The organism is Streptomyces sp. NPDC032161 (assembly GCF_040636995.1).
Taxonomy (GTDB): domain Bacteria; phylum Actinomycetota; class Actinomycetes; order Streptomycetales; family Streptomycetaceae; genus Streptomyces.
The window spans coordinates 1-20377 of record NZ_JBEZVN010000038.1 but is presented as its reverse complement, the minus strand read 5'-3'; the positions used below and the strand labels follow the sequence as shown (position 1 = coordinate 20377).

Here is a 20377-nt window from a genome sequence, read left to right as displayed (position 1 = left end):
GTCCCATGCCTCCTTGCGATGATCGCCCGGTGATGTCCCTCCCTAGCGTTCCCGAACCGCCGAGTCCCCACCACGGCCACACACACGGCCATACGCACGCCCACGGCCCCGCCGCGCCCGTCTCCAGACATCTGCGGAAGGTCATCGCGGCCGTACTGATCCCGTTCGCCGCCGCGGTCCTCGCCGGACTGGCGGCGCTCTGGCCGGGCGGTGCGCCACCGCACGAACGAACCGGTGTCGGCTTCGACCGGCAGACCCAGCAGGGGAAGGTGGTGAACGTCGACACGGTGGACTGCAAGGAGGTGAACGCCTCCCAGATGCCGGTCGGCGGCGAGACCGCTCCGCAGTCGGCGGGCCGCACCGGGCTGTGCGCGAAGGCCACGGTCGAGGTGACGACCGGTCACGACAAGGGCCGGCGGTTCGTGGAGATCGTCCAGCCCGACGCACCACGTCAGCTGCGCGAGGGGCAGGGCGTGGTCGTGGCGTACGCCCCGGACGCGCCCCACGACCTGCAGTACTCGGTGACCGATGTGAACCGGAAGTTCCCGATGGCGCTGCTGGCCGGGATCTTCGCCCTGGTCGTGGTCGCGGTGGGAAGGATGCGCGGGGTGATGGCGCTGGTCGCGCTCGCCGTGTCGTTCGCCGTGCTGACCCTGTTCATCCTCCCGGCCATCCTTCAGGGCTCGAATCCGCTGATCGTGGCGGTGGTCGGGTCCAGTGCCATCATGCTGATCGCGCTCTACATGTGCCATGGGCTCACCGCCCGCACCTCGGTCGCGGTGGTGGGCACACTGATCTCGCTGCTGCTGATCGGGCTGCTCGGCTCGCTGTTCATCGGCTGGGCGAGCCTGACCGGCAACACCGACGACAGCACCGGCCTCATCCACGGCCTGTATCCGCGCATCGACATGAGCGGCCTGCTGCTGGCCGGCGTCATCATCGGTTCGCTCGGGGTGCTCGACGACGTGACGGTCACCCAGACGTCGGCCGTCTGGGAACTGCACCAGGCGAACCCGACGATGGGCGTGCGGGGGCTCTACCGGGCGGGGATCAGGATCGGGCGCGATCACATCGCCTCGGTCGTCAATACGCTGGTGCTCGCCTACGCGGGCGCCGCGCTGCCGTTGCTGCTGCTGTTCTCGATCGCCAGGAGCAGCGTGGGCACGGTGGCCAACAGCGAGCTGGTGGCGGAGGAGATCGTACGGACGCTGGTCGGTTCGATCGGGCTGGTCGCATCGGTGCCGGTGACAACGGTGCTCGCCGCGCTGGTGGTCTCCGCGGACCGTACAGGGCTCGGCGCGGAAGCCGGAGCTTCAGCACCCGTACGGGCCGGGAAGGGCCGCCGTCGCAGGACGAAGCCATGAGCACCCCGGAACGGACATCGGCCGACAGACGAGGAGCGGTCCTGAATACGGAGAGCGATTCACCCATTCGGCGGATGCCGTGTTCGACCGGCGGGCACCGGTCGGCGACACCGTTTCCTTCAGCCGGCGTTCTGCTCCTCGGCGAGGATCCGACCCAGGGCCTCCTCCAGGTTTCCCTCGAAGTCACCCAGCGTGCGCTCCTGTCCGAGCGGCACGAGCTTGTCGGTCCGGTCGAGAAAAGCCACGAGCGGCGCCGAACCAGCCCGGAAGAGGGCACGGTCGGCGCCCACCTGAAGGCGGATGTGTACATCGGAAAGCCCCTCGGGATCCGTGGGCCCGATGTGCACATCGCCGTCGCCACTGGGGCTGTTGAGGCCGTCGAGCAGCAACTCACGGCCGAATGCCCAGGTGACGGGGGCGTCACCGGGCAGATGGAAGGTCATCCGAATCGCATACGGATCACACACTTCGTACCGGAGCTCCACCGGGATCCGGAAAGAGAGCTCCTCGGAGACGAGAAAGCTCATCATGACCTCAGCTTGAACCGACTCGCGCATCGTTCAACCCCGCAGTAGATGAATCTGGCCAGGAATGATCCCCCATGGCCCTATTGACGCCATCGTGGTGCACGCGATAGCAGATCACAAGGAGTGATTTTTCAGATACTGATAGAGAACACGAATGAACGCAAGAGGTTGGACACTTCACCACGTAGCTGTTCGACTGCGGGGAGCAATCGGTGTTCCTGTTCCAGGGGTACTGAAATCGCCATAGCGGCGGCGGTGAAGCCGGCGCTGATCGGGATGGCCGCGCAGACCGTTCCCAGCGCGTACTCCTGCCGTTCGACGACGGGTTCCATGCGCTCCAGCGACCGCAGCCGCTCCAGGAATGTCGCGCGGTCCCTCACCGAATAGGGGGTCAGTGGCCGTACCGGATGCCGGTTCAGGTGGTCCTCGCGCGCCTTCTCGTCCAGTCGGCTCAGCAGGCACTGGCCGATCGCGTGGGCGTGCCCGGTCTCCCGGAAGGACGCCCACTCGCGCACGGCGGGCATGGCGGGATCATCGGCGACCGCGACGAGTTCGATCTCGCCCTCTCGGTAGACGGCGCAGTACACGGGGACACCGATGGCCTCGCGCCAGCGGCTGAGCGACTCGGACATCCTGCTGCGACGATTCTGCGGCGTACCCTCGGCGGTCAGACGCTCGGCGGCGGCGCCGAAGCGGAACACTCCGTTGTCACGACGCAGATAGCCCTCATGCGTCAGGGTGCGCAGCAGGTGATAGGCCGTGGGAAGGGGGAGCCCCGCCTCCCTGGCCAGCTGCTTCGCGGGCGCCCCGTCGCGATGCGCGCCCACTGCTTCCAGCAGCCTCAGCGCTCGCTGCACCGAGCCGATCAAGGTCGGGGAAGCGGTGCTCGATGCCGTGGTCAACGGTCACCCCCAGGCATGGTGACGGGCGGTCAGCCCGCCTGTGGGGGCCTCCCCCACAGACCGCCGCATGGCTGGGTACGAGGGCCGAACACCGTGCAAACCACTGGTCATGGTGGTGACGGTCAGTTAATTCCCAGGTGGCGGCAGTGGAATGCCACCATATCGGCCGTATCCCCAAGGTGCGTTGTTTCGTCCCTGGCTTAGCTCAGCTGGGCTAACACCATGGCTGGTTTCCGATCCCCCTGATTACTACCAGCCACCACCTGAGGAGGACATGACCTTGCGCACGACGAAGACGAGACCGCCGACCAGGATCACGAAGAGCAGGATCTTGAAGAGCAGGCCGATCACGAAACCGAGCACGCTGGCGATCAGTCCGCCGAACACGACGATCGCGATCACCGGCACCGCGATCCACTTCACCCACCAGGGCATCCCGGCGAATATCTCCCGTACGGCCATCGTCCTCGCCTCGTCTCTGTGCGTCCCTGCTCCGACACTCCCGATGCTAGAGGCGCGAAGGCACCGGAGGGGCGTTCCGCACCCCTTGCCGTCCCCTGATCGACCCCCTAGGGATCCCTGACACCGGAACCCGCCCCTCCGGATGAGCGCCCCGTTCGGGGGTACTCAGCTCTCCGGCGGGGAGAAGACGACCATGACCCGCAGGTCCTCGGTGATGTGGTGGAACTTGTGCGGGACTCCGGCCGGTACGTACACCACGCTTCCCCGGCCCACCTGCGTGGTCTCCGTGCCGACCGTGATCGAGCCGCGTCCGCTGACGACGAAGTAGACCTCGTCCTCCCGGTGCGGCTGCTGCGGGTCGACCTCACCCGCGTTCAGCGCGTACAGGCCGACGGACATGTTCCGTTCCTTCAGGAACTGCAGATAGGCACCGTTGTTGGCGGCCCGCTCCGATTCCAGTTCGTCCAGTCTGAACGCCTTCATTACCGTCCGCCCTTTGTTTCCCGATCCTGCCGGTGTCCGCCACCGACCGTGTCTGCCACGATCAGACACATGAAGAATTTCGTAGTCAAGACGATCGCCAACGCGGGTGCGCTGGCCGTAGCCATCTGGCTGCTGGACAACATCACGCTGGAGGGCGGCAGCACCGGGCGCAAGGCGCTCACGCTGGTCCTGGTCGCCCTGATCTTCGGCCTGGTGAACTCCGTGGTGAAGCCGGCCGTACAACTGGTGACCCTGCCGCTCTTCTTCCTCACACTGGGTCTGTTCACCCTGGTGGTCAACGCGCTCATGCTGCTGCTGACCTCCTGGCTGGCCGGCGTGCTCGACCTGAGCTTCCACGTCAGCGGCTTCTGGACCGCCGTGCTCGGCGGCCTGATCATCTCGATCGTGTCGTGGGCGCTGAACGTGGTGCTGCCGGACGAAGACTGATCCGGCAACCGCTGGAAACGGTCTGCAACGGTGGGGCGGACCGGCGACCGGCCCGGAAGAGCGACGAGGAGCGGCATGGACACCATGGGTGACGGAACCAGGGCGGTACGGGCCGGGCTGCCCGAACCCGAACAGTACGAGCCCACCCTGCCCGGGCCGGTCCTCGCCGCGCACTTCCATCTCTCCGGCGCCCCCACCGGCCCGTACACCTACGGGCGGGACACCAATCCGACCTGGACCCACCTGGAGCGTGCCATCGGCGAGCTGGAGGCTCCGGGGAAACCGGTCGAGACCGTCGTCTTCGCCTCCGGCATGGCGGCGATCTCGGCCGTGCTGCTGTCCCGGGCCCGCACCGGCGACGTGGTCGTGCTGCCCGACGACGGATACCAGTTGCTGCCGCTGGTGCGTGAGCAGCTGGAGGCGTACGGCGTCGAGGTGCGGACCGCGCCGACCGGCGGCGACGCCCAGCTCACGGCCCTTCGCGGCGCCGCGCTGCTGTGGATCGAGACACCGTCCAACCCGGGGCTCGACGTCTGCGACGTGCGCCGGCTCGTCGAGGCCGCGCACGCGGCGGGCACGCTGGTGGCCGTCGACAACACCCTCGCCACACCGCTCGGCCAGCGCCCGCTGGAGCTGGGGGCGGACTTCTCGGTGGCCAGCGACACCAAGGGCATGACCGGTCACGGGGACGTCCTGCTCGGCCACGTGACCTGCCGCGACCCCGGGCTGGCGGCGGGGGTGCGGCGCTGGCGCAAAGTGGTCGGCGCGATCCCGGGCCCGATGGAGGCATGGCTCGCGCACCGTTCCCTCGCCACGCTGGAACTGCGCATCGACCGCCAGTGCGCCAATGCCCTGGCCCTGGCCGAGACGTTGGCCGGGCGACGAAAGGTGACCGGGCTGCGCTATCCCGGCCTTCCGGGAGACCCCTCGTACCCGGTCGCCGTGCGGCAGATGCAGCGCTTCGGTTCCGTGGTGTCGTTCGTGCGCCCGACCGGGAACGGGCCGAGCGCTTCCTGGCCGAGCTGCGGCTGGCCGACGACGCCACGAGTTTCGGCGGTGTACGCTCCACCGCCGAGCGGCGGGCGCGCTGGGGCGGCGACGCCGTACCGGAAGGCTTCATCCGTTTCTCCGTCGGCGCCGAGAACGCGGAGGACCTGGTGGCCGACGTGGAGCGGGCGCTGGACGCGGCGCTGGGCACGGACTGACCGTCACGGACGGCCCGAGCCTCCCCCCTCGTGGCTCGGACCGCCCCGGCTCCTCCTGCGAAGAACCGCCTGCACAAGGCTAATTGACCCTCCGTCAGTGTCCAATCACCGAAGCGGCACCCACCTATCGACATATTTATAGTTGTACGGTCCGAAGTGTCGCGACGGTGAGAGGGGACAGGACATGGACCTGTCCCTGCTGCGTACGTTCATCACGGTGCACCGGGCCGGTTCCTTCACCAGGGCCGCCGCGCTGCTCGGCCTCTCCCAGCCCGCGGTGACCTCCCAGATACGCACCTTGGAACGCCAGCTGGGCCGGCCGCTCTTCCTCCGGGGGGCCCGGGGTGTGACGCCGACCACCGTCGGCGACGAACTCGCGCACCGGGCGGCGCCCCATCTGGACGCGCTGGTCGAGATAGCCGAGACCGAGCTGGACGAGGAGTCGGCCGTACGGACCCTGCATCTGGCCGGACCGCCCGAGTTCACGTCAGCGCGCGCCCTGCCCGCGCTCGCACCGCTCGTCGCCCAGGGACTGACCCTGCGCAGTTCGTTCTTCACCACCGCCGAGGAGACCCTGGAGGGACTGGCCGCCGGGCACCATGATCTGGTCATCACGCCGTCCCGCCCCCGCGGCGGGCTGCTCACGGCGACTCCGCTCTGCGACGAGGAACACGTGCTGGTCGCAGCACCGCACTGGGCCGCGCACCTGGGGCCGGAGGCCTCACAGCACGACGGCCCCGTGGTGCTGGAGCAGCTGCCGGTCGTGGAGGTGCACGAAAGCCTGCCGTTCGTCACCCGCTACTGGTCCGCCGTGTTCGACACCCGGCCCGCCGCCGCGGGAACCGTCATCGCCCCGGACCTGCGGGCCGTCCTGGAGTGCGCGGCGGCGGGTGCCGGTCTCGCCGTGCTGCCGCGTTATCTGTGCGAGGGGGCGCTGGCACGCGGGGAGGTCGTCGCGCTCCTCGATCCTCCGGTGCCCCCGCTGCGCACCTACTTCCTGGCCGTGCGGACCGGCACGCTCGCGCTGCCGCACATCGCGCGGGCACACGAGTGGCTGCTGGGTGCCGCGGCCGACTGGTGAGCGCGGGAAGGCCCGGCGCCGTCCGGGTGTTTCAGAACCGATTCAGTGGGCCACGCTCTTGCCATGACCGAACGTCCCGTGGTCAAGCGCACCGCACGCGCCATTCTGCTCGACGGCAACGACCTCGTCCTCATCAAGCGGACCAAGCCCGGGATGGACCCGTACTGGCTCACACCGGGTGGCGGGGTCGAGCCCGAGGACGCGACCGTCGTCGACGCCCTGCACCGTGAACTGGACGAGGAGCTGGGCGCCAAGGTCACCGATGTGGTTCCCTGCTTCGTCGACACCGTCGAGCACATCGAGGGCGGCGGAGTGAAGGGCGTCAAGGTCCAGCACTTCTTCGTCTGCCGACTGGAGTCGATGGACCCGTCCCGGCGCCACGGCCCCGAGATCGACGCTCCCTGCGGGGAGTACGAGATCGTCCGGGTGCCCTTCAGCCGGATGGGCATCGCGGCCGTTCATCTCGTACCGCTGTCACTGCGGCACTACCTGGACGGCAACATCGAGGGTGTACGGGCGATGCACGCGCCCGACCTGGGCTGATACACCGGCCGGGAGCAGGCGGGGGTCGGGGCGGCGGTGCCGCGGTGCCGACCGGGTACCTCACCCTGCGGCCCCGTGCCGCGCCTCATGGATGTGCGCCGTGGACCGGCGCCGTGCGCCGGCAGGGCATGCCGAGTCCGTCGGGGCGCGCCTTGCCCGTCGTCGGTCGTTCGTCAGCCGGGGGCGACGGCGGCCAGTTCCTCGACGGAGTCGTGCCGGATGCGTTCGGCCGGCATGCCGATGCCTCTGAGCGCGTCCACGCTGCTGCGGATCATGCCCGGCGGGCCCGAGAGATAGGCGTCGTACTCGTGCCACGGGCCGCATTCGCGCACGGCCTCCGGCAGCAGCCCTCGCAGACCGCCCTCCCGCTCCGGTCGGCCCATGGAGACCACCGGCCGCACCACAAGCCAGGGAAAGGTCTTCTGGAGGCGCATCATCGTCTCGATGTCGTACAGGTCGCGATCGCTGCGAGCCCCGTAGAAGACCTCCACGGGGCGCCGGTCGCCGTGTTGCGCGACGTCCTCGACGAGTGCCTTGATCGGCGCGATGCCCGTGCCGCCGCCCAGGCAGAGCAGGCCGTTGTGGGTGGAGTGGTCGATCGTCATCGAGCCGCTGGGCGGGCCGAGCCGCACGATGTCGCCGGGGCGGGCCCGGTGCACCAGGGCGTTGGAGACCCACCCGGCCGGGACAGCCTTGACGTGGAAGGTGAGCAGACCGTCCCGGCGGGGCGCAGACGCGAAGGAGTAGTGCCGCCAGACCCGGGGCCACCAGGGCGTCTCCATGGCCGCGTACTGACCGGCGACGAAGGGGTAGACCTGATCGGGGCGGATGGTGAGAACCGCTATGTCGCGCGTTCTCGACTCGTGCGAGACGACCTCCGCGTGCCACCAGGCCGGAGCCCACTGCTCGTCCTCGGCGGCGGCGTCGATCATGATCTGCGATATCGCGGTGTAGGCACGGACCCAGGCCGCCTCAGCCTCCGCGTCCCACACCGTGGTCGCATAGCGGCTCAGCGCTCCGAGAAGGGCCTCGCCCACTGCGGGATAGTGGCCGGCCAGTGTGCCGTACTTGCGGTGCCCCCGGCCCAGTTCGCCGAGGTACTCGGTCAGCGCTCGGGGGGAGTCGAACCGGTCGGCCGCGCCGAGGATCGCGCGGAACAGGCGATCGCGCTGCATGTCCATCGCGACCGGGAACATGGCGCGCAGGTCGGGGCGCCGCGTGAAGAGCAGGGCGTAGAAGTACGAGGTTGCCTGGTCGGCGACGGGCGAAATCTCGGTCAGCGTGCGGTGGATCAGAATCGCGTCGGGAGATCTGTCCGTCTCACCTTCGGTCCACCTGGTGGCCGGAGCATCCATACTGTGCCTCGCCTTGAACGTCTTCTGGTCGCCTCGTACCCGGACGTCCGCGGTCGCTGTCCGTGGACGTGGTCGGGCCCCTGTTTGTGGTCGACGGCCGGTTCACTGCCGACGGTTCCCCGCCGGTTCGCCATGCCATGAACGCAGACCGCCGTGAACGCGGACCGGACACGTGGCGGAGGGTCTACATATCCGGATCAGCTTTCCCGTTACGCTCCTTTGCCCCCTGTGCGGGCCGTGAACCCATCACGGCCGTTCGTATCCTCGACCACGCCGGGCAGCGCTCCGTCCGGCCGCGTCGAGATCCGGCACCAGCCTCACCCGGAGGCGACCGGGAACACGCGCTGCCCCACCGGACCGGACCGGGAAGTGGCACGTGTCATACGCCGAGGCTAGTACGTGCGGTTACTCCCGCCGTCGGACGCCCGGCCTGCCTGTTCCCGGCACCGTGTTTCACGTGAAACCACTCAAGCGCACCGCCCGCCGCAGGCTCCTCGTCGCCCATGTCGCCGTGTCCGTGAGCTGGCTGGGGCTGACCGTCGGACTACTGACACTCGCAATCGCGGCCTTCCGCACCAACGACCCGGAACCCGCCCGGGCGGCTGCCCGGGCCATGAAGATCTTCGGGGACTGGCTGATCGTCCCGTTCGCGATGTTCTCCCTGCTCAGCGGCCTCGCCCTGTCGCTCGGTACGCCCTGGGGGCTGGCCCGGCACCGGTGGGTCTGGACGAAGTTCTGGCTCACCCTGGTCGCCGCGGCACTCTCGGTCTTCGCATTGCGTCCCGCCATCGACGAAGCGGCGGCCCGTGGCTCCGTCGGCTTCGACCTGGTGGTCGCCCCTTCGGTGGCGACGGCCGCCTACCTGTTCGTCACGGCGATTTCGGTACTGAAGCCCTGGGGGACGACCCGGCGCGGCCAGCGGCTGCACCGCGCGGCCGGCAAAGGTAAAGGAACGGTGGGTACGGGCAAAGGAACGGCCGGTACCGGTAAAGGAGTGGACGCGATGTCCTCCCGTCGGACAGCCTGACCTTCATGCCCACCCCGCTGCCCCGCCCGCTCGCCGGACTGCGCATCCGGCGTCTCACCCCGGGCGACCTGATCGCCTGCGCCGATCTCTGCGAGGACCGCGGCTGGCCGCGTGACGAGCACCGATGGGGCCTGCTCCTGGCCGCGGGGGCGGGCTACGGCATCGACGACCCCGAAGGGGGCGGAGGGCTGATCGCCACGTGCGTGGTGACCTCCTACGGTCCGCGACTGGCCGCCATCGGCATGCTCCTCGTCGCCGGAAGCCACGCGCGTCAGGGGCTCGGGCAGCGCCTGATGCGCCATGTGATCGACGAGACGGACGGCGCCTCCCTCATCCTGTACGCGACATCCGAGGGACGGCCGCTCTACGAACGACTCGGCTTCAAGGCAGTGGGCCGCACCGAACGGGTCACCGGCCCGCTCCGGCGGACGGACGACGGCGGGTGTGCCACGGACATCCGTCCGGCCACGGCCGACGACCTGCGCGCCCTCGTCCGGCTCGACACGGACGTCTTCGGCAGCGACCGGACCCACGTCCTCGCCCGGCTGCCCGCGTACGCCGATCACCTGCGGGTCGCGGAGGACGACGGTGGACTCGTCGGCTACGCGGCGTCCTGGCCGAGTGCCGGTACCCAGGTCATCGGTCCGCTGATCGCCCCCGACAGCCTCACGGCCCGGGCGCTGGTCGCCTCCCTCGCGGAGGTGACGGACCTGCCGTTGCGCGTGGACATCGACGCGCGCCACACGGAGCTGCTCTCCGGGCTCAAGGAGTGCGGTCTGCGAGCGGTCTCCGAGACCACGGTGATGACCTGCGGCATCCCGGACCTGCCGGGCGACTGGACCCGCCGCTATGCCCCGTTGACCGTGGCGATGGGCTGACTCCTCCGGTCCACCCGAGCCCCCGTCCGGCCCCTGCCGCCTCCCCCGCGATCTCCCGTTGCCGCCTCGGGCCGGCTCGTCGGCTTCTCCGGCTTCCCGCTGCGCCTCCGGGACGGAAAAGGTCGGGGCGCGCCCTGTGAGCAGGCGTGATGCGGAGCGGGCCGGAGAACCGGACGGTCGGGCTCAACGCCGGACGACGGGGGCCGTGACGGACTCGGGGCTGTGGCGGGCGACCAGTCGCCCCTGGCTGGCCGGGCGGTGCTCCAGTGCGCCGGAGATCAGCGCCAGGACCAGGGCGGAGGCGGCCAGCGCGGCACCGACCCAGTTGGGAGCGGTGTAGCCGAGGCCGGCCGCGATGACGAGACCTCCGAGCCAGGCCGACAGCGCGTTGCCGAGGTTGAAGGCGCCGATGTTGACGGCGGAGGCGAGGGTCGGCGCGGCGGACGCCTGGTCGAGCACCCGCGTCTGCAAGGGAGGAACAGTGGCGAAGCCCACGCCCCCGATCAGCACGATGGTGACGGCCGCCGCGAACTTGTCGTGCGCGGTCAGACTGAACAGGGCGAGGATCACGGCGAGAGCGCCCAGGGACACATACAGCATCGCCATCGGACGGCGGTCGGCGAAGAAGCCGCCGAGAAGGTTGCCGCCCACCATGCCCAGTCCGAAGAGCACCAGCAGCCAGGTGACGGAGGAGGCGGAGTATCCGGCGATCTCGGTCATCATCGGGGCGATGTAGGTGATCGCGGCGAAGACACCGCCGAAGCCCAGCACGGTCATCGCCATGGCGAGCAGGACCTGGACGTTCCGGAAGGCGGCCAGTTCATGGCGGAGCCGTACCCCCTCTGGACGAGGCTGCTCCGGGACGAGCGCGGCCACACCGAGAAGGCCGACGACACCGAGCGCGGCCACGACGAAGAACGTGACCCGCCAGCCGATGTTCTGCCCGATGAGAGTGCCCATCGGCACGCCCACCACATTGGCCACGGTGAGGCCGGTGAACATCATGGAGATCGCCCCGGCCCTCTTCTGTGGGGCGACCAGATCGGCCGCGACGACTGATCCGATGCCGAAGAAGGCACCGTGCGCGAGCGAGGCGATCACCCGGCCGGCGAGCATCACGCCGAAGGCCGGGGCGGCGGCGGAAACAACGTTGCCCACGACGAAGAGCCCCATCAGCAGCATGAGCATGCGTTTGCGTGTGACCCGGGTACCGAGGACGGTCATCAGCGGAGCGCCCAGGACCACCCCGAGGGCGTACCCGGTGACGAGAAGTCCCGCGGTCGGGATCGAGGTCCCGAAGTCCGCGGCGACTTCGGGGAGCAGCCCCATGATCACGAACTCGGTGGTCCCTATCCCGAATGCCCCGACGGCGAGGGCGATGAGCGCGAGCGGCATGGCGAAGCACCTTTCCTGAAGATTGCACATGCTTATATCGAGCGCACACAATAATTGCATACGCCGATTAATTGCAAGCGCGGGCTATTGTCGCTGCCGCCTATCCTGGACAGAGCGGCTCGAGACGGAGGAGAGACCCATGCCAGCGACCGACCCCGCACTGACCTCCCTTTCCCAGGGCTGGTGTGCGCTCTCCTTGCTCCACGGGAAGATCGAGGCGCGCGTCGAACGGGCACTGCAGACCGAACACGGGCTCAGCGTGCGGGAGTACTCCCTGCTCGACGTGCTGAGCCGACAGCACGACGGCCCCGGCGGCCATCTCCAGATGAAACAGGTCGCGGACGCCGTCGTGCTCAGCCAGAGCGCCACCACTCGTCTGGTCACCCGCCTTGAGCACCGCGGACTGCTGACGCGCTATCTCTGCGACACCGACCGGCGCGGCATCTACACCGATGTCACCGAGGCCGGTCTCGCCCTGCTGGCCGCGGCCCGGCCGACCAACGACTCCGCACTGCGCACCGCCTTGGACCAGGCCGCGAGGAACCCCGAACTGGCGCCGCTCGTCAACGTGGTCGAGCAGCTGAAGGCCCCGGCGCGGGTCTCCTGACTCACCGCACCGCCCGGGTGGCCCCGCCCGAGCCGGGCGGTGCGGTGTGCGTTCCTGCGGTGCCGTACGCACGTCGGCCGGACGGATGCACGCACGACCCAGGCGTTTTTCCGCAGCAGCCAGGTGGTTCCTCTCACCGTCCGGGCACGTTCACGCCTCGGCCGAGTGATCTGCGTAGCCTGTCGGTCATGAGCGATCTGGACATACGCCCCGCCACCCCTGCCGACCTTCCCGCCGTCGTGGCCATGCTCGCCGACGATCCGCTGGGCGCCCGACGCGAGTCACCTGACGACCTCGCTCCGTACCACGCCGCGTACCAGCGGCTGGCGGACGACCCGAACCAGCATCTGATGGTCGCCGTTCGCGAAAGCCGCGTCGTCGGGACCTTGCAACTGACGGTGATCCCGGGACTCTCCCGGCGCGGCGCGACCCGCTCGGTCATCGAGGGCGTCCGTGTCCACGCCGACGAGCGCGGAAGCGGACTGGGGACTCGGATGATCGAGTGGGCCGTGGACGAATCCAGGCGCCTGGACTGCCAATTGGTCCAGTTGACGTCCGACGCGTCCCGGACCGACGCCCACCGCTTCTACGAGCGCCTCGGCTTCAGCGCCAGCCATGTGGGCTTCAAGCTCGCGCTCTGATCCACGGCCCGGTTCCCGGCCAAGAGCCCCTGCCCCGAAGCCCAGGCCGGGAGCCTCTGCCCGGAACCGGCCCCTGAAGCGTCTGTCAGGAACCGGCCCGGGAGCTTCTCTGCACCGCATCGGTGGCGAACGGTGCTGGGGCGGGCCTGCGGTCCGCGCATTTCACCGAACGGGGAACCCACGCCCCTGGGTAGACCCCGATCCGTTTCACGTGAAACATCGTGACCGGACCACGCGAGTCGCACGACAGTCGCACGAAGCCCGGCGATCGGATCGCTCGAAGCCTTGTTGTCAGGCGTCGAGGCCCCGCCAGCCGCTCTCGTCCACGCCGCCGGGAACCGCCGCCCCGGGATCGTACGGCTCCCGTGTGAAGACGAACGAGCCCAGGTCGAGGTGGTTCACGCTGCCGTCGCCGTTCCGGACGACGCGCAGGATCTCTCCCGCGTAGTAGCTGTCTCGACCGATCCAGGTGCCGTCCGGCAGAGCGGTGAACCGGGCCCCGCGGCCGGCACCTCGCAGCGGCTGGAGGTCCAGCCCGCCGTCCGGCTCCAGGCGCAGGATGTGCGCCCGCACGCCCCAGTACCAGGGACCGGTCAGCGCGAGAAGCTCCGGGTCCACCTCCGGCAGGGGGCGCCAGGGCTCCGGGATACGAGGTTCGGCCTCGGCGACGATCTCGACGAGGTCGGCGGCGATACCGCCGACCACCGGCCCCGTCGTGACGTTGGTCAGCACGACGGCGGCCACGTCGTCGTCCACGCTGAACCACAGGGCGGCGAGGAAGCCCGGCAGTGAGCCCGTGTGCCCAAAAAGCGTGCGGCCGTTCCTTCGCTCGATCTGGAGACCCAGGCCGTATACACCGTCCCAGTCGCCGGGCTGGGACGGTGCGGAGGGCTCACGCATCTGCTCCACGGAGGCGGCGCAGAGCACCCGGTCATCACCCTCGGCCAGGAAGGCCACGAACCGGAGAAGATCCTCGGTCGTGGACCAGAGCTGGCCCGCCGGGGCCATCAGCCCGAGGTCCTCGGCCGGTTCGGGCAGCATGGCGTCCGCCCAGGGGTGCACGGCCCATCCGCCCGCGTGCGGCGCCCGGGGGTGGGCGCTCGTGCGGTGCATGCCCAGCGGCTCCAGGATCTCGCGCCGGAGCGCCTCCTCCCAGCTCGCGCCACGCATCTGCTCGACCAGCGAACCCAGCAGCGTGTAGCCGGGGTTCGAGTAGTGGTAGCGGTGGCCTGGGGGGTGCAGTTCCGTGCGCTCGCCGAGCACGTCGGCCAGTTCGGGACGCAGCGCGCCGGGAGTCCTCTCCCACCACGGCGCGGGCGACTCGGCGCCCAGCCCCGCGCTGTGGCCCAGGAGTTGGTGGATGGTGACCGTGCCGACGCCCGTACCGGGCAGATGCTTCTCCAGAGGATCGTCCAGGTCCAGCAGCCCCTCGTCCCGGAGTCTCAGAACCAGTACGGCGGTGAAGGTCTTGGTGATCGAACCGACCCTGAACTGCGTGTCCGCGTCGGGCGTGTGGCTGTCCACGCAACTGCGGGATCCCTTCCAGACGGTTCGTCCCTGCCGCTGCACCGCGGCCACGAGCGAAGGGGTTCGTCCTTCCGACTGCGCGGTGGCGATGCGGTGCAGCAACGCGCGCTGCGTACCGGGAAGCAGGTGCTCGAGTGAAGAGGTCATGCTCAACAACTACTCGCAGGAGCACGGGACTGGCGAACTCATTTCGGCGCGACGGGAACTCCACCGCAGCGGCCCTCCCCCGGCGTCCCGGCCGACGCTTCGATCCGCAGGACGTCAGCGTTTTCTGCTGTAGGTCCTGACCAGGGCACCGTTGTCGAAGACGCGGACCGAATCCAAGGCGAACTCGGTGGCCGCGAAGGCCGAACGGAACATCGGCATGCCCGAGCCGTAGACGAGCGGATACGTCTTGATCACCAACTCGTCGATCTCGTCGATCAGCTCTCCGGCAAGCTGCGAACCGCCGCAGAGCCAGATCCCGAGCCCGCTCTCCTCCGCCTTGAGTTCCCGGACCCTCGCGGCCACGTCGCCGGAGACGAGTTCGACGTTCGGGTCCGGGGACCGTTCCAGGGACCTCGAGGCGACGAGTTCGCGCAGGTGGGCATAGGGGCTGGTGATGTTGACGTCCAGCGCCATCTGATAGCTGGCCCGCCCCTGGATCACCGTGTCGAACCGCTGGTTCTCGGCGTCGTGGAAGCCGAGCAGCCGACGACCCTCGGCCGAGATCGTCTCCGGATACCGCGTCTTCAGGAACTCCAGCAACTCCTCGTCCACGAACCGGAGCATGGACGACGCGTCGCCGCTCGGGTCCCCGATGAAGCCGTCGATGGAGCAGGCGACGAAGTAGGTCAGCTTCCGCACAGGTTCTCCGTTCTGTCGCGGCACACCTGAGCCGCAACCACTCCAGATAGAGTGCTTCATATGTAGTGGTTGCGCGACCCCTTTCCGTGAAAGGGTCTGAGAGGCAGACAAGGAAGGTGACACACGTGGCGAGGAATCCCACACGCAGAACGGCACTGGTGGACGCGGCCATCGAAGTACTGGCGAGCGAGGGCGCGCGCGGCCTCACGTTCCGCGCCGTCGATGCGCGCGCCGGAGTTCCGGTGGGCACGGCGTCGAACTACTTCACCAACCGTGACGACCTCTTCATGCAGGCGGCGGCCCGCATCACCGTCCGGGTGACACCGGATCCGGCCAGGGTCGAGGAGGCGATGCGCCCGGCACCGTCGCGCGAACTGGTCACCGAGCTGATGCGATGGCTCGTACGACGTATGGAGGACGACCGGACCGGCTACCTCGCCATGCTGGAACTCCGCCTCGAGGCCACCCGCCGCCCGGCGCTCCGGGACCGGCTGACGCGGAGCGTCCGCGCCAACGTCGACGAGAGCGCGCGGTTCCACCAGGAGGCCGGTCTGCCGGGCGGGCCGGACGACTTCCTGGTGCTGTACCTGGCCATGACGGGCCTGTTGCTGGAGTACTTCACACTGCCCGACCTGCTCGTCGCGCCCGAAGCCGAGGCCGGCCTCGGGGCCGCACCCCGGCCCGGAAGCCGGGTCGAGGCCGTGGTGGGCCGGTTGGTGGAGACGGTCGTCTCACGCGTCATTCCCGAGTCCTGAGGACTCCCGGCGAATCGGACGAGACACGAGCGCGGGACGTCCGCTCGACCAGCGACGGGCCGGGACGGGCCGGACCGGTCGTGCGCGTATTGGGATCCGCGACGGCGGGCATCGGCCACCGAGCGATCCCGAACAAGACCGGCATCGCGCGGACTGGGCCATGCCGTCAGGTGCCGGAGCTCGGTCGGCGCGGGTTCGAAACTGCCGATGCCCAGGCAGACGACGGTCAGGCTGAACTCGTCGACGTGCATCCGCCCGAGCGCCCTCGATGGTCAGCCGACGGGCAGCGGCACAGGGGCCGCTGCCGCCATCGACCACCTGCGCAGTCAGCGATTCGGCTGATCGGGCCACCCGTCCAGGAGCCGCCCACCCATTTCGCGCCCCTCGATCAGACCGCCTGGACGAGTGGACGCTCCGGCCGACAAGTCTCGTCCTCCTGCTCGCTCGGCCATCGCTTGGCCGTCGTTCGTGAGGTTCGGGCACGAAATCCGAGAAGCCGCATCCGGTGTAGGTTCTCACTTTCGGTGTCAGGCGCCGACGCTATGACCTGGACGTTCCCCTCCAGTCTCACGACGTGTCGGCAAGCGGCTGTCTCAGATCGATGTCATTTCCTCAGACTGCCCAGCCGGCTGCGCCGGACCTCATGAACCTGCATCGGCGGCCGTCCGTTCCATCCACTCCCGCACCTTCACTGCTTGCTCGATGCGGTTGACGATGTCCTTCTTGGACGCCGTATCCAAGGTCTCCGGGATCTTGTCGAAGGTGTCGGGAAGGACGTCGAGGAGACCCCAGATCTGCTCGCCGGTGCTGACGGTCAGCAGTTGCTGGCACCTCCACTGCAGCGGCACCTCGGGACGGTGCGTGAGCCGCTGCACGAGCGTCGGGAACAGGTAATGCGTCGCTTCTGCGGCGAGGTGCTCTCGTAGCCAGTCGACCGGGAGCCGCTGGCTGAAGCCATGCATGGCGGCCTCCTGGGCCAGGTCCAGCAGCTGAGCGCTGTCGACGGCTCGGATGGTGCGGGGAAGGGTCGGGGTCATGTCGCGATGATGCCAAGAAGTCCTCGGAACACCGAGAGGTCGGCGGGATCGGGTTGCAATCTGTCAAGGAACTCGGCCCAGGCTTTCTCAAACTCGCCGGAGGTCACCCTTCCACGGACGGCTCGCCCTTTATGCGGATCCATTCGTGGATGGTCTCGATGGCGTCGAGGAGGTCCTGGAAGGTGCAGAGATCCCGGTGCTGTTGTCAGACCTAGCCTGTTGCCATGTCCCCGTACTCAAGCTCAGCTTCCCCGCTGCTCCAGACGATGAGCACGGCGACGAAGTCATCGTTTTCGAGCGTCATCCAGGTGCTGTTCTTGGTTCGGCCGCCCTCGGGCGACTGCTGGACCGCACCCGTGATTCCGCAGGATTACAGGCGTTCCTCATGCTCGGAGAACCAGGCCTGGAGCCTCTGCGGCAGTTCGACCGGTATGGACTGCTTTTGTTCGCTTTGTCTCATGGCTGGGCGATGAACCCTGCGGATCGGTCGAGCTGGAAGGGAGATCCGGCCTTGGTTGGTTCCCAGCCTCGGTCCCGTGCTTCTCGGATGCTGGCAGCAACGTGGGCTGGGCGGATGGGCACTGCCTCGGCACCCACCCAGTTGCTGGGATGGGCCTGGCCGCTGGTGACGATCAAGGTCGCGCCCGACTGGCTGCCGCTGGCCGCTTCAACTGCATAGGTCATCGGTGTCCAGCAGAGTCCCTGCATGTAGGAGGGCTTCCTGCGGATCCGCCAGCGGTACTCGATCCCGTCAACGGTTATGCGCCGGGAACCCTTCTTGTTCAGCGCCATCTTCGCCTCCTCCGCTGTTGGACTGGGCTGTGTCGCCGCGGTCGCGAAAAGCAGGTTGCACGCGAACGTACCGAACGTCATCGCCGACAAGCACCTTCGGGACTACGGATGGGTTGATCAGCCCCTAAGTTGGTGTCAGTGCCGAGCAACCCGGCGCATCGCACCCACCCCGGGTGCACTCACCGCGATCGGAGAGCACCGTGAAGAACAGCCCGTTGTGGCGAGTGGTTGACAACGAGAGCGGTACCCAGTCCATCGTCAGCACGCCCTCCGAGGCGGTCGCGTTCGTCAATAGCCGGTTCGACACCGATGACGACGACGAACCCTTCAGCATCACCGAGGTCGGCCCTCTCCTTCCGAAGCCACTCGAGATCATCACCGCATGGGCCGCCGAGAAGGACGGCGAGCGAACCGACGGGTGTACTGCCCCGATCACCATCAGGCCGGTTGTGACGGACAACGCCAGCGAGTGCGACGACGTCGTGCTCTGGGGCGACGTGTACGTCTCCTGGGACCACGACATGTACACCGTCGAGGAGCCGGACAGCTCCGAGTACAGCGAGGCTTACAGCGCAACCGAGTTGAGTGCGATCCTCGACGAGTACGCCGACGACTATCAGTACGCGCCTGAAGGGCCTGAAGGGCCCGACAGCCACAGGTGGCCGAAACCGGAAGAGTTGATCACCTACGGCGCCCAGGAGTGTGCCAAGCGGTTCGGGCACCTCGACGACGACGCCCTGCTGTGGCTCGCTGCCACCCGCATCACGCTCGCCGTGTGGCGCAACACACCCGTCGAGAACTGGCATGCCGGGAAGAGTCCGCTCCACGACGGCACAATGATGCGGATCAACACGGCAACCACCCGACTCGTGCGCTCGATGCTGTCGTTCGACCATGTCGACTGGATCGGTCTCGGTCTCGCGATCGTCAACCCGTCCCGGGTTCTACCGACAGGGCAGTCCGTACTCGAGCTCGGGCTGGCCTGCCACAACCCTGACGACCCGGCGCACGAGGTTGATCCGCGAGAAGAACTCGCGGAGATGGCGCAGGTCGCGATCTCATGGGGGCGAAGGTACTGCCTTCACGAGAAGGAGTTCGGCCTGCGAACCCTGATCGAATCCTTCTGTGCGTCCGACAACGGCTGGTTCGGAGCACCGAGTTGGGGGCGCATCGTCGATCGGTTCCTTACGGCTGTCGACGACCGGGAGAATGCGCACTGGCGCATATACCGGGACAAGCCTTGGTTCGACGAGTGGTTCACCAACCGGCCGGCCGACATTGCGGACACCACGGAATTTCGTCGGCTGCTCCTTGCCGGGCCCGACCTGCTTTCCGAGGAGGCCGCCGAATGGTGCGTGGATGGTGCCATCGGCTACGTCTGCCAGGACGACCACGCGAACGACTGCTGGCGGTGCGGTATCCCGCTGGCAACGGAGTCCCCCAACGAGTGAATGTGTGCACCAGCATAGAAAAGCAGCAATCCACTGACCGCACTCTCTCCCGCCTACTCGGCGGCCTCCCCTGCTTGGGGAGCCAGTCGCGGCTCCACTGACTGGAGATGTGCGGGTGCTTCTGACGGTCTGTGGCAGCAACGCTGGCCCGGCTGCCCGCCGGTCGGCCACAAGCTCCGTGAGCCCTACAGGAATGTCTGGGTCCGCTTCCACAGTCCGTCGGGTCTTTGACATCAGTATCACCGGCCTGCCGGTTTCTTGATAACCACGGCTTCCACGACACGGAGGTCGAGCAGGTCGCCGGACCTCCGGGATCATGACGCCATGCAACTCCGATACTTCAATCAGACCGGATGGACCGCCATCTTCAATGGCACTAAGACCGAGATCGGTCGCATGGTGCGCGTGGAGGGATGGGATCCCGCAACCGGGACAGCCTTGGTGGTCGACCCGCAACGAGGGGCACTGCGCCAGGTCACGGACTATGTGGACTTCTCCCACTTGGAGCGGGCCGATCAGGTGGTCGCCGCGATACCCGGTGGGGGATGGCGGGCACACTGGACGGATGAAGGGCCGGGTGGATCACGGGCCTTGACCCTTGATCCTGGACACACGAGACACTGGATCCTGAGGATCTGAGAACGGACATCTCGTGGTCATGAAGAACTATCCGCCGCAGTTCAAGGCGGACGCGGTCGCGCTGTACCAGTCGCGGCCCGAGGCGACGATCAGGCAGGTCGCTGCCGATTTGGGGATCAACCCCGAGACCCTGCGGAACTGGGTTCGGGCGGCCGGAGCGAGCCGGCCTCGCGGGCGCCGGGCGGAGGTGCCGGCCGAGCCGCCGACGCCGTTGGAGGCGGAAAACGCCGCTCTGCGGAAGAAGGTCCGTGAGCTGGAGGAAGAGCGCGAGATCCTGCGGAAGGCGGCGAAGTATTTCGCCGGGGAGACGCGCTGGTGAGGAGCCGTCAGTAAATTACTGACGGTTTCGATGCGGCTGCTGTACGTGCCGTGATACGTGGACTGTTGTGGGGATTTCTGAGGAGGACCTGGCG

Annotated in this window: 21 protein-coding genes and 1 pseudogene; 12 read left to right on the top strand and 10 right to left on the bottom strand. The window is 68.3% G+C overall.

What is annotated here, in order from left to right; translation table 11 throughout:
- The first annotated feature begins 32 nt into the window (after positions 1 to 32).
- A complete protein-coding gene (locus tag AB0E67_RS31840) occupies positions 33 to 1364 on the top strand; it encodes a YibE/F family protein (RefSeq protein WP_362033350.1) in 1332 nt (443 codons plus the stop codon).
- Between the two features lie 119 nt (positions 1365 to 1483).
- Here the strand turns inward: AB0E67_RS31840 and AB0E67_RS31835 are convergent, their stop codons facing one another.
- The 4 genes from AB0E67_RS31835 to AB0E67_RS31820 form a co-directional block, all read right to left on the bottom strand.
- A complete protein-coding gene (locus AB0E67_RS31835) occupies positions 1484 to 1921 on the bottom strand; it encodes an SsgA family sporulation/cell division regulator (protein WP_073790839.1) in 438 nt (145 codons plus the stop codon).
- Between the two features lie 101 nt (positions 1922 to 2022).
- Positions 2023 to 2793, bottom strand: coding sequence for a helix-turn-helix domain-containing protein (locus AB0E67_RS31830; RefSeq protein WP_362033301.1), 771 nt, complete (start codon positions 2791 to 2793; stop codon positions 2023 to 2025).
- 249 nt (positions 2794 to 3042) lie between these two features.
- Entirely contained in the window at positions 3043 to 3255 is a 213-nt protein-coding gene (locus tag AB0E67_RS31825; protein ID WP_073790837.1) for a DUF5326 family protein, read from the bottom strand.
- A 165-nt stretch (positions 3256 to 3420) separates the two neighbouring features.
- Positions 3421 to 3738, bottom strand: a complete 318-nt coding sequence (locus tag AB0E67_RS31820) for a cupin domain-containing protein (RefSeq protein ID WP_362033299.1) — start codon at positions 3736 to 3738, stop codon at positions 3421 to 3423.
- Between the two features lie 69 nt (positions 3739 to 3807).
- On the opposite strand from AB0E67_RS31820, the gene AB0E67_RS31815 reads away from it, so the two are divergent.
- The 4 genes and pseudogenes from AB0E67_RS31815 to AB0E67_RS31800 all read left to right on the top strand — a co-directional run bounded on the left by AB0E67_RS31815 (position 3808) and on the right by AB0E67_RS31800 (position 7014).
- Entirely contained in the window at positions 3808 to 4185 is a 378-nt protein-coding gene (locus tag AB0E67_RS31815) for a phage holin family protein (protein WP_362033296.1), read from the top strand.
- Between the two features lie 75 nt (positions 4186 to 4260).
- Positions 4261 to 5390, top strand: a pseudogene (locus AB0E67_RS31810) (cystathionine gamma-lyase).
- Positions 5391 to 5574: 184 nt separating this feature from the next.
- A complete protein-coding gene (locus AB0E67_RS31805; RefSeq protein ID WP_362033293.1) occupies positions 5575 to 6471 on the top strand; it encodes a LysR family transcriptional regulator in 897 nt (298 codons plus the stop codon).
- A gap of 63 nt (positions 6472 to 6534) precedes the next feature.
- Positions 6535 to 7014, top strand: a complete 480-nt coding sequence (locus tag AB0E67_RS31800) for an NUDIX hydrolase (protein WP_351517184.1) — start codon at positions 6535 to 6537, stop codon at positions 7012 to 7014.
- A gap of 173 nt (positions 7015 to 7187) precedes the next feature.
- On the opposite strand, the gene AB0E67_RS31795 is transcribed toward AB0E67_RS31800, so the two are convergent.
- Complete coding sequence (locus AB0E67_RS31795; RefSeq protein WP_362033290.1) at positions 7188 to 8369, bottom strand: FAD-binding oxidoreductase; 1182 nt, start codon at positions 8367 to 8369, stop codon at positions 7188 to 7190.
- A 457-nt stretch (positions 8370 to 8826) separates the two neighbouring features.
- Between AB0E67_RS31795 and AB0E67_RS31790 the strand changes: the two genes are divergently transcribed.
- Both AB0E67_RS31790 and AB0E67_RS31785 read left to right on the top strand, forming a co-directional pair.
- Positions 8827 to 9396 carry a DUF2269 domain-containing protein gene (locus tag AB0E67_RS31790; protein ID WP_362033287.1) on the top strand — a complete coding sequence of 190 codons (570 nt, stop codon included), beginning with the start codon at positions 8827 to 8829 and terminating at the stop codon, positions 9394 to 9396.
- Between the two features lie 5 nt (positions 9397 to 9401).
- Positions 9402 to 10274 carry a GNAT family N-acetyltransferase gene (locus AB0E67_RS31785; protein ID WP_362033285.1) on the top strand — a complete coding sequence of 291 codons (873 nt, stop codon included), beginning with the start codon at positions 9402 to 9404 and terminating at the stop codon, positions 10272 to 10274.
- Positions 10275 to 10457: 183 nt separating this feature from the next.
- Here the strand turns inward: AB0E67_RS31785 and AB0E67_RS31780 are convergent, their stop codons facing one another.
- The gene (locus tag AB0E67_RS31780; protein ID WP_362033282.1) at positions 10458 to 11669 is read right to left on the bottom strand and encodes an MFS transporter; all 1212 of its coding nucleotides are present in this window, start codon (positions 11667 to 11669) and stop codon (positions 10458 to 10460) included.
- Between the two features lie 139 nt (positions 11670 to 11808).
- Between AB0E67_RS31780 and AB0E67_RS31775 the strand changes: the two genes are divergently transcribed.
- Both AB0E67_RS31775 and AB0E67_RS31770 read left to right on the top strand, forming a co-directional pair.
- Positions 11809 to 12276: a MarR family transcriptional regulator gene (locus AB0E67_RS31775; RefSeq protein WP_362033279.1), complete on the top strand. Its 468-nt coding sequence runs from the start codon at positions 11809 to 11811 to the stop codon at positions 12274 to 12276.
- A 188-nt stretch (positions 12277 to 12464) separates the two neighbouring features.
- Positions 12465 to 12917, top strand: coding sequence for a GNAT family N-acetyltransferase (locus AB0E67_RS31770; RefSeq protein ID WP_362033276.1), 453 nt, complete (start codon positions 12465 to 12467; stop codon positions 12915 to 12917).
- 291 nt (positions 12918 to 13208) lie between these two features.
- On the opposite strand, the gene AB0E67_RS31765 is transcribed toward AB0E67_RS31770, so the two are convergent.
- The gene (locus tag AB0E67_RS31765) at positions 13209 to 14591 is read right to left on the bottom strand and encodes a serine hydrolase domain-containing protein (protein ID WP_362033274.1); all 1383 of its coding nucleotides are present in this window, start codon (positions 14589 to 14591) and stop codon (positions 13209 to 13211) included.
- A gap of 114 nt (positions 14592 to 14705) precedes the next feature.
- Positions 14706 to 15290 (bottom strand): dihydrofolate reductase family protein, encoded by a 585-nt coding sequence (locus AB0E67_RS31760; RefSeq protein WP_362033271.1) that lies wholly within the window; start codon positions 15288 to 15290, stop codon positions 14706 to 14708.
- A 125-nt stretch (positions 15291 to 15415) separates the two neighbouring features.
- Here AB0E67_RS31760 and AB0E67_RS31755 point away from each other — a divergent pair, with 125 nt between their 5' ends.
- Entirely contained in the window at positions 15416 to 16045 is a 630-nt protein-coding gene (locus AB0E67_RS31755) for a TetR family transcriptional regulator (protein WP_362033268.1), read from the top strand.
- Between the two features lie 641 nt (positions 16046 to 16686).
- On the opposite strand, the gene AB0E67_RS31750 is transcribed toward AB0E67_RS31755, so the two are convergent.
- Positions 16687 to 17082, bottom strand: a complete 396-nt coding sequence (locus AB0E67_RS31750) for a hypothetical protein (protein ID WP_149179475.1) — start codon at positions 17080 to 17082, stop codon at positions 16687 to 16689.
- Positions 17083 to 17538: 456 nt separating this feature from the next.
- Complete coding sequence (locus AB0E67_RS31745; protein WP_362033347.1) at positions 17539 to 17874, bottom strand: hypothetical protein; 336 nt, start codon at positions 17872 to 17874, stop codon at positions 17539 to 17541.
- 200 nt (positions 17875 to 18074) lie between these two features.
- On the opposite strand from AB0E67_RS31745, the gene AB0E67_RS31740 reads away from it, so the two are divergent.
- Positions 18075 to 19325 (top strand): hypothetical protein, encoded by a 1251-nt coding sequence (locus AB0E67_RS31740; protein WP_362033265.1) that lies wholly within the window; start codon positions 18075 to 18077, stop codon positions 19323 to 19325.
- Positions 19326 to 19983: 658 nt separating this feature from the next.
- Positions 19984 to 20283, top strand: a complete 300-nt coding sequence (locus AB0E67_RS31735) for a transposase (RefSeq protein WP_007387409.1) — start codon at positions 19984 to 19986, stop codon at positions 20281 to 20283.
- Positions 20284 to 20377: the final 94 nt, after the last annotated feature.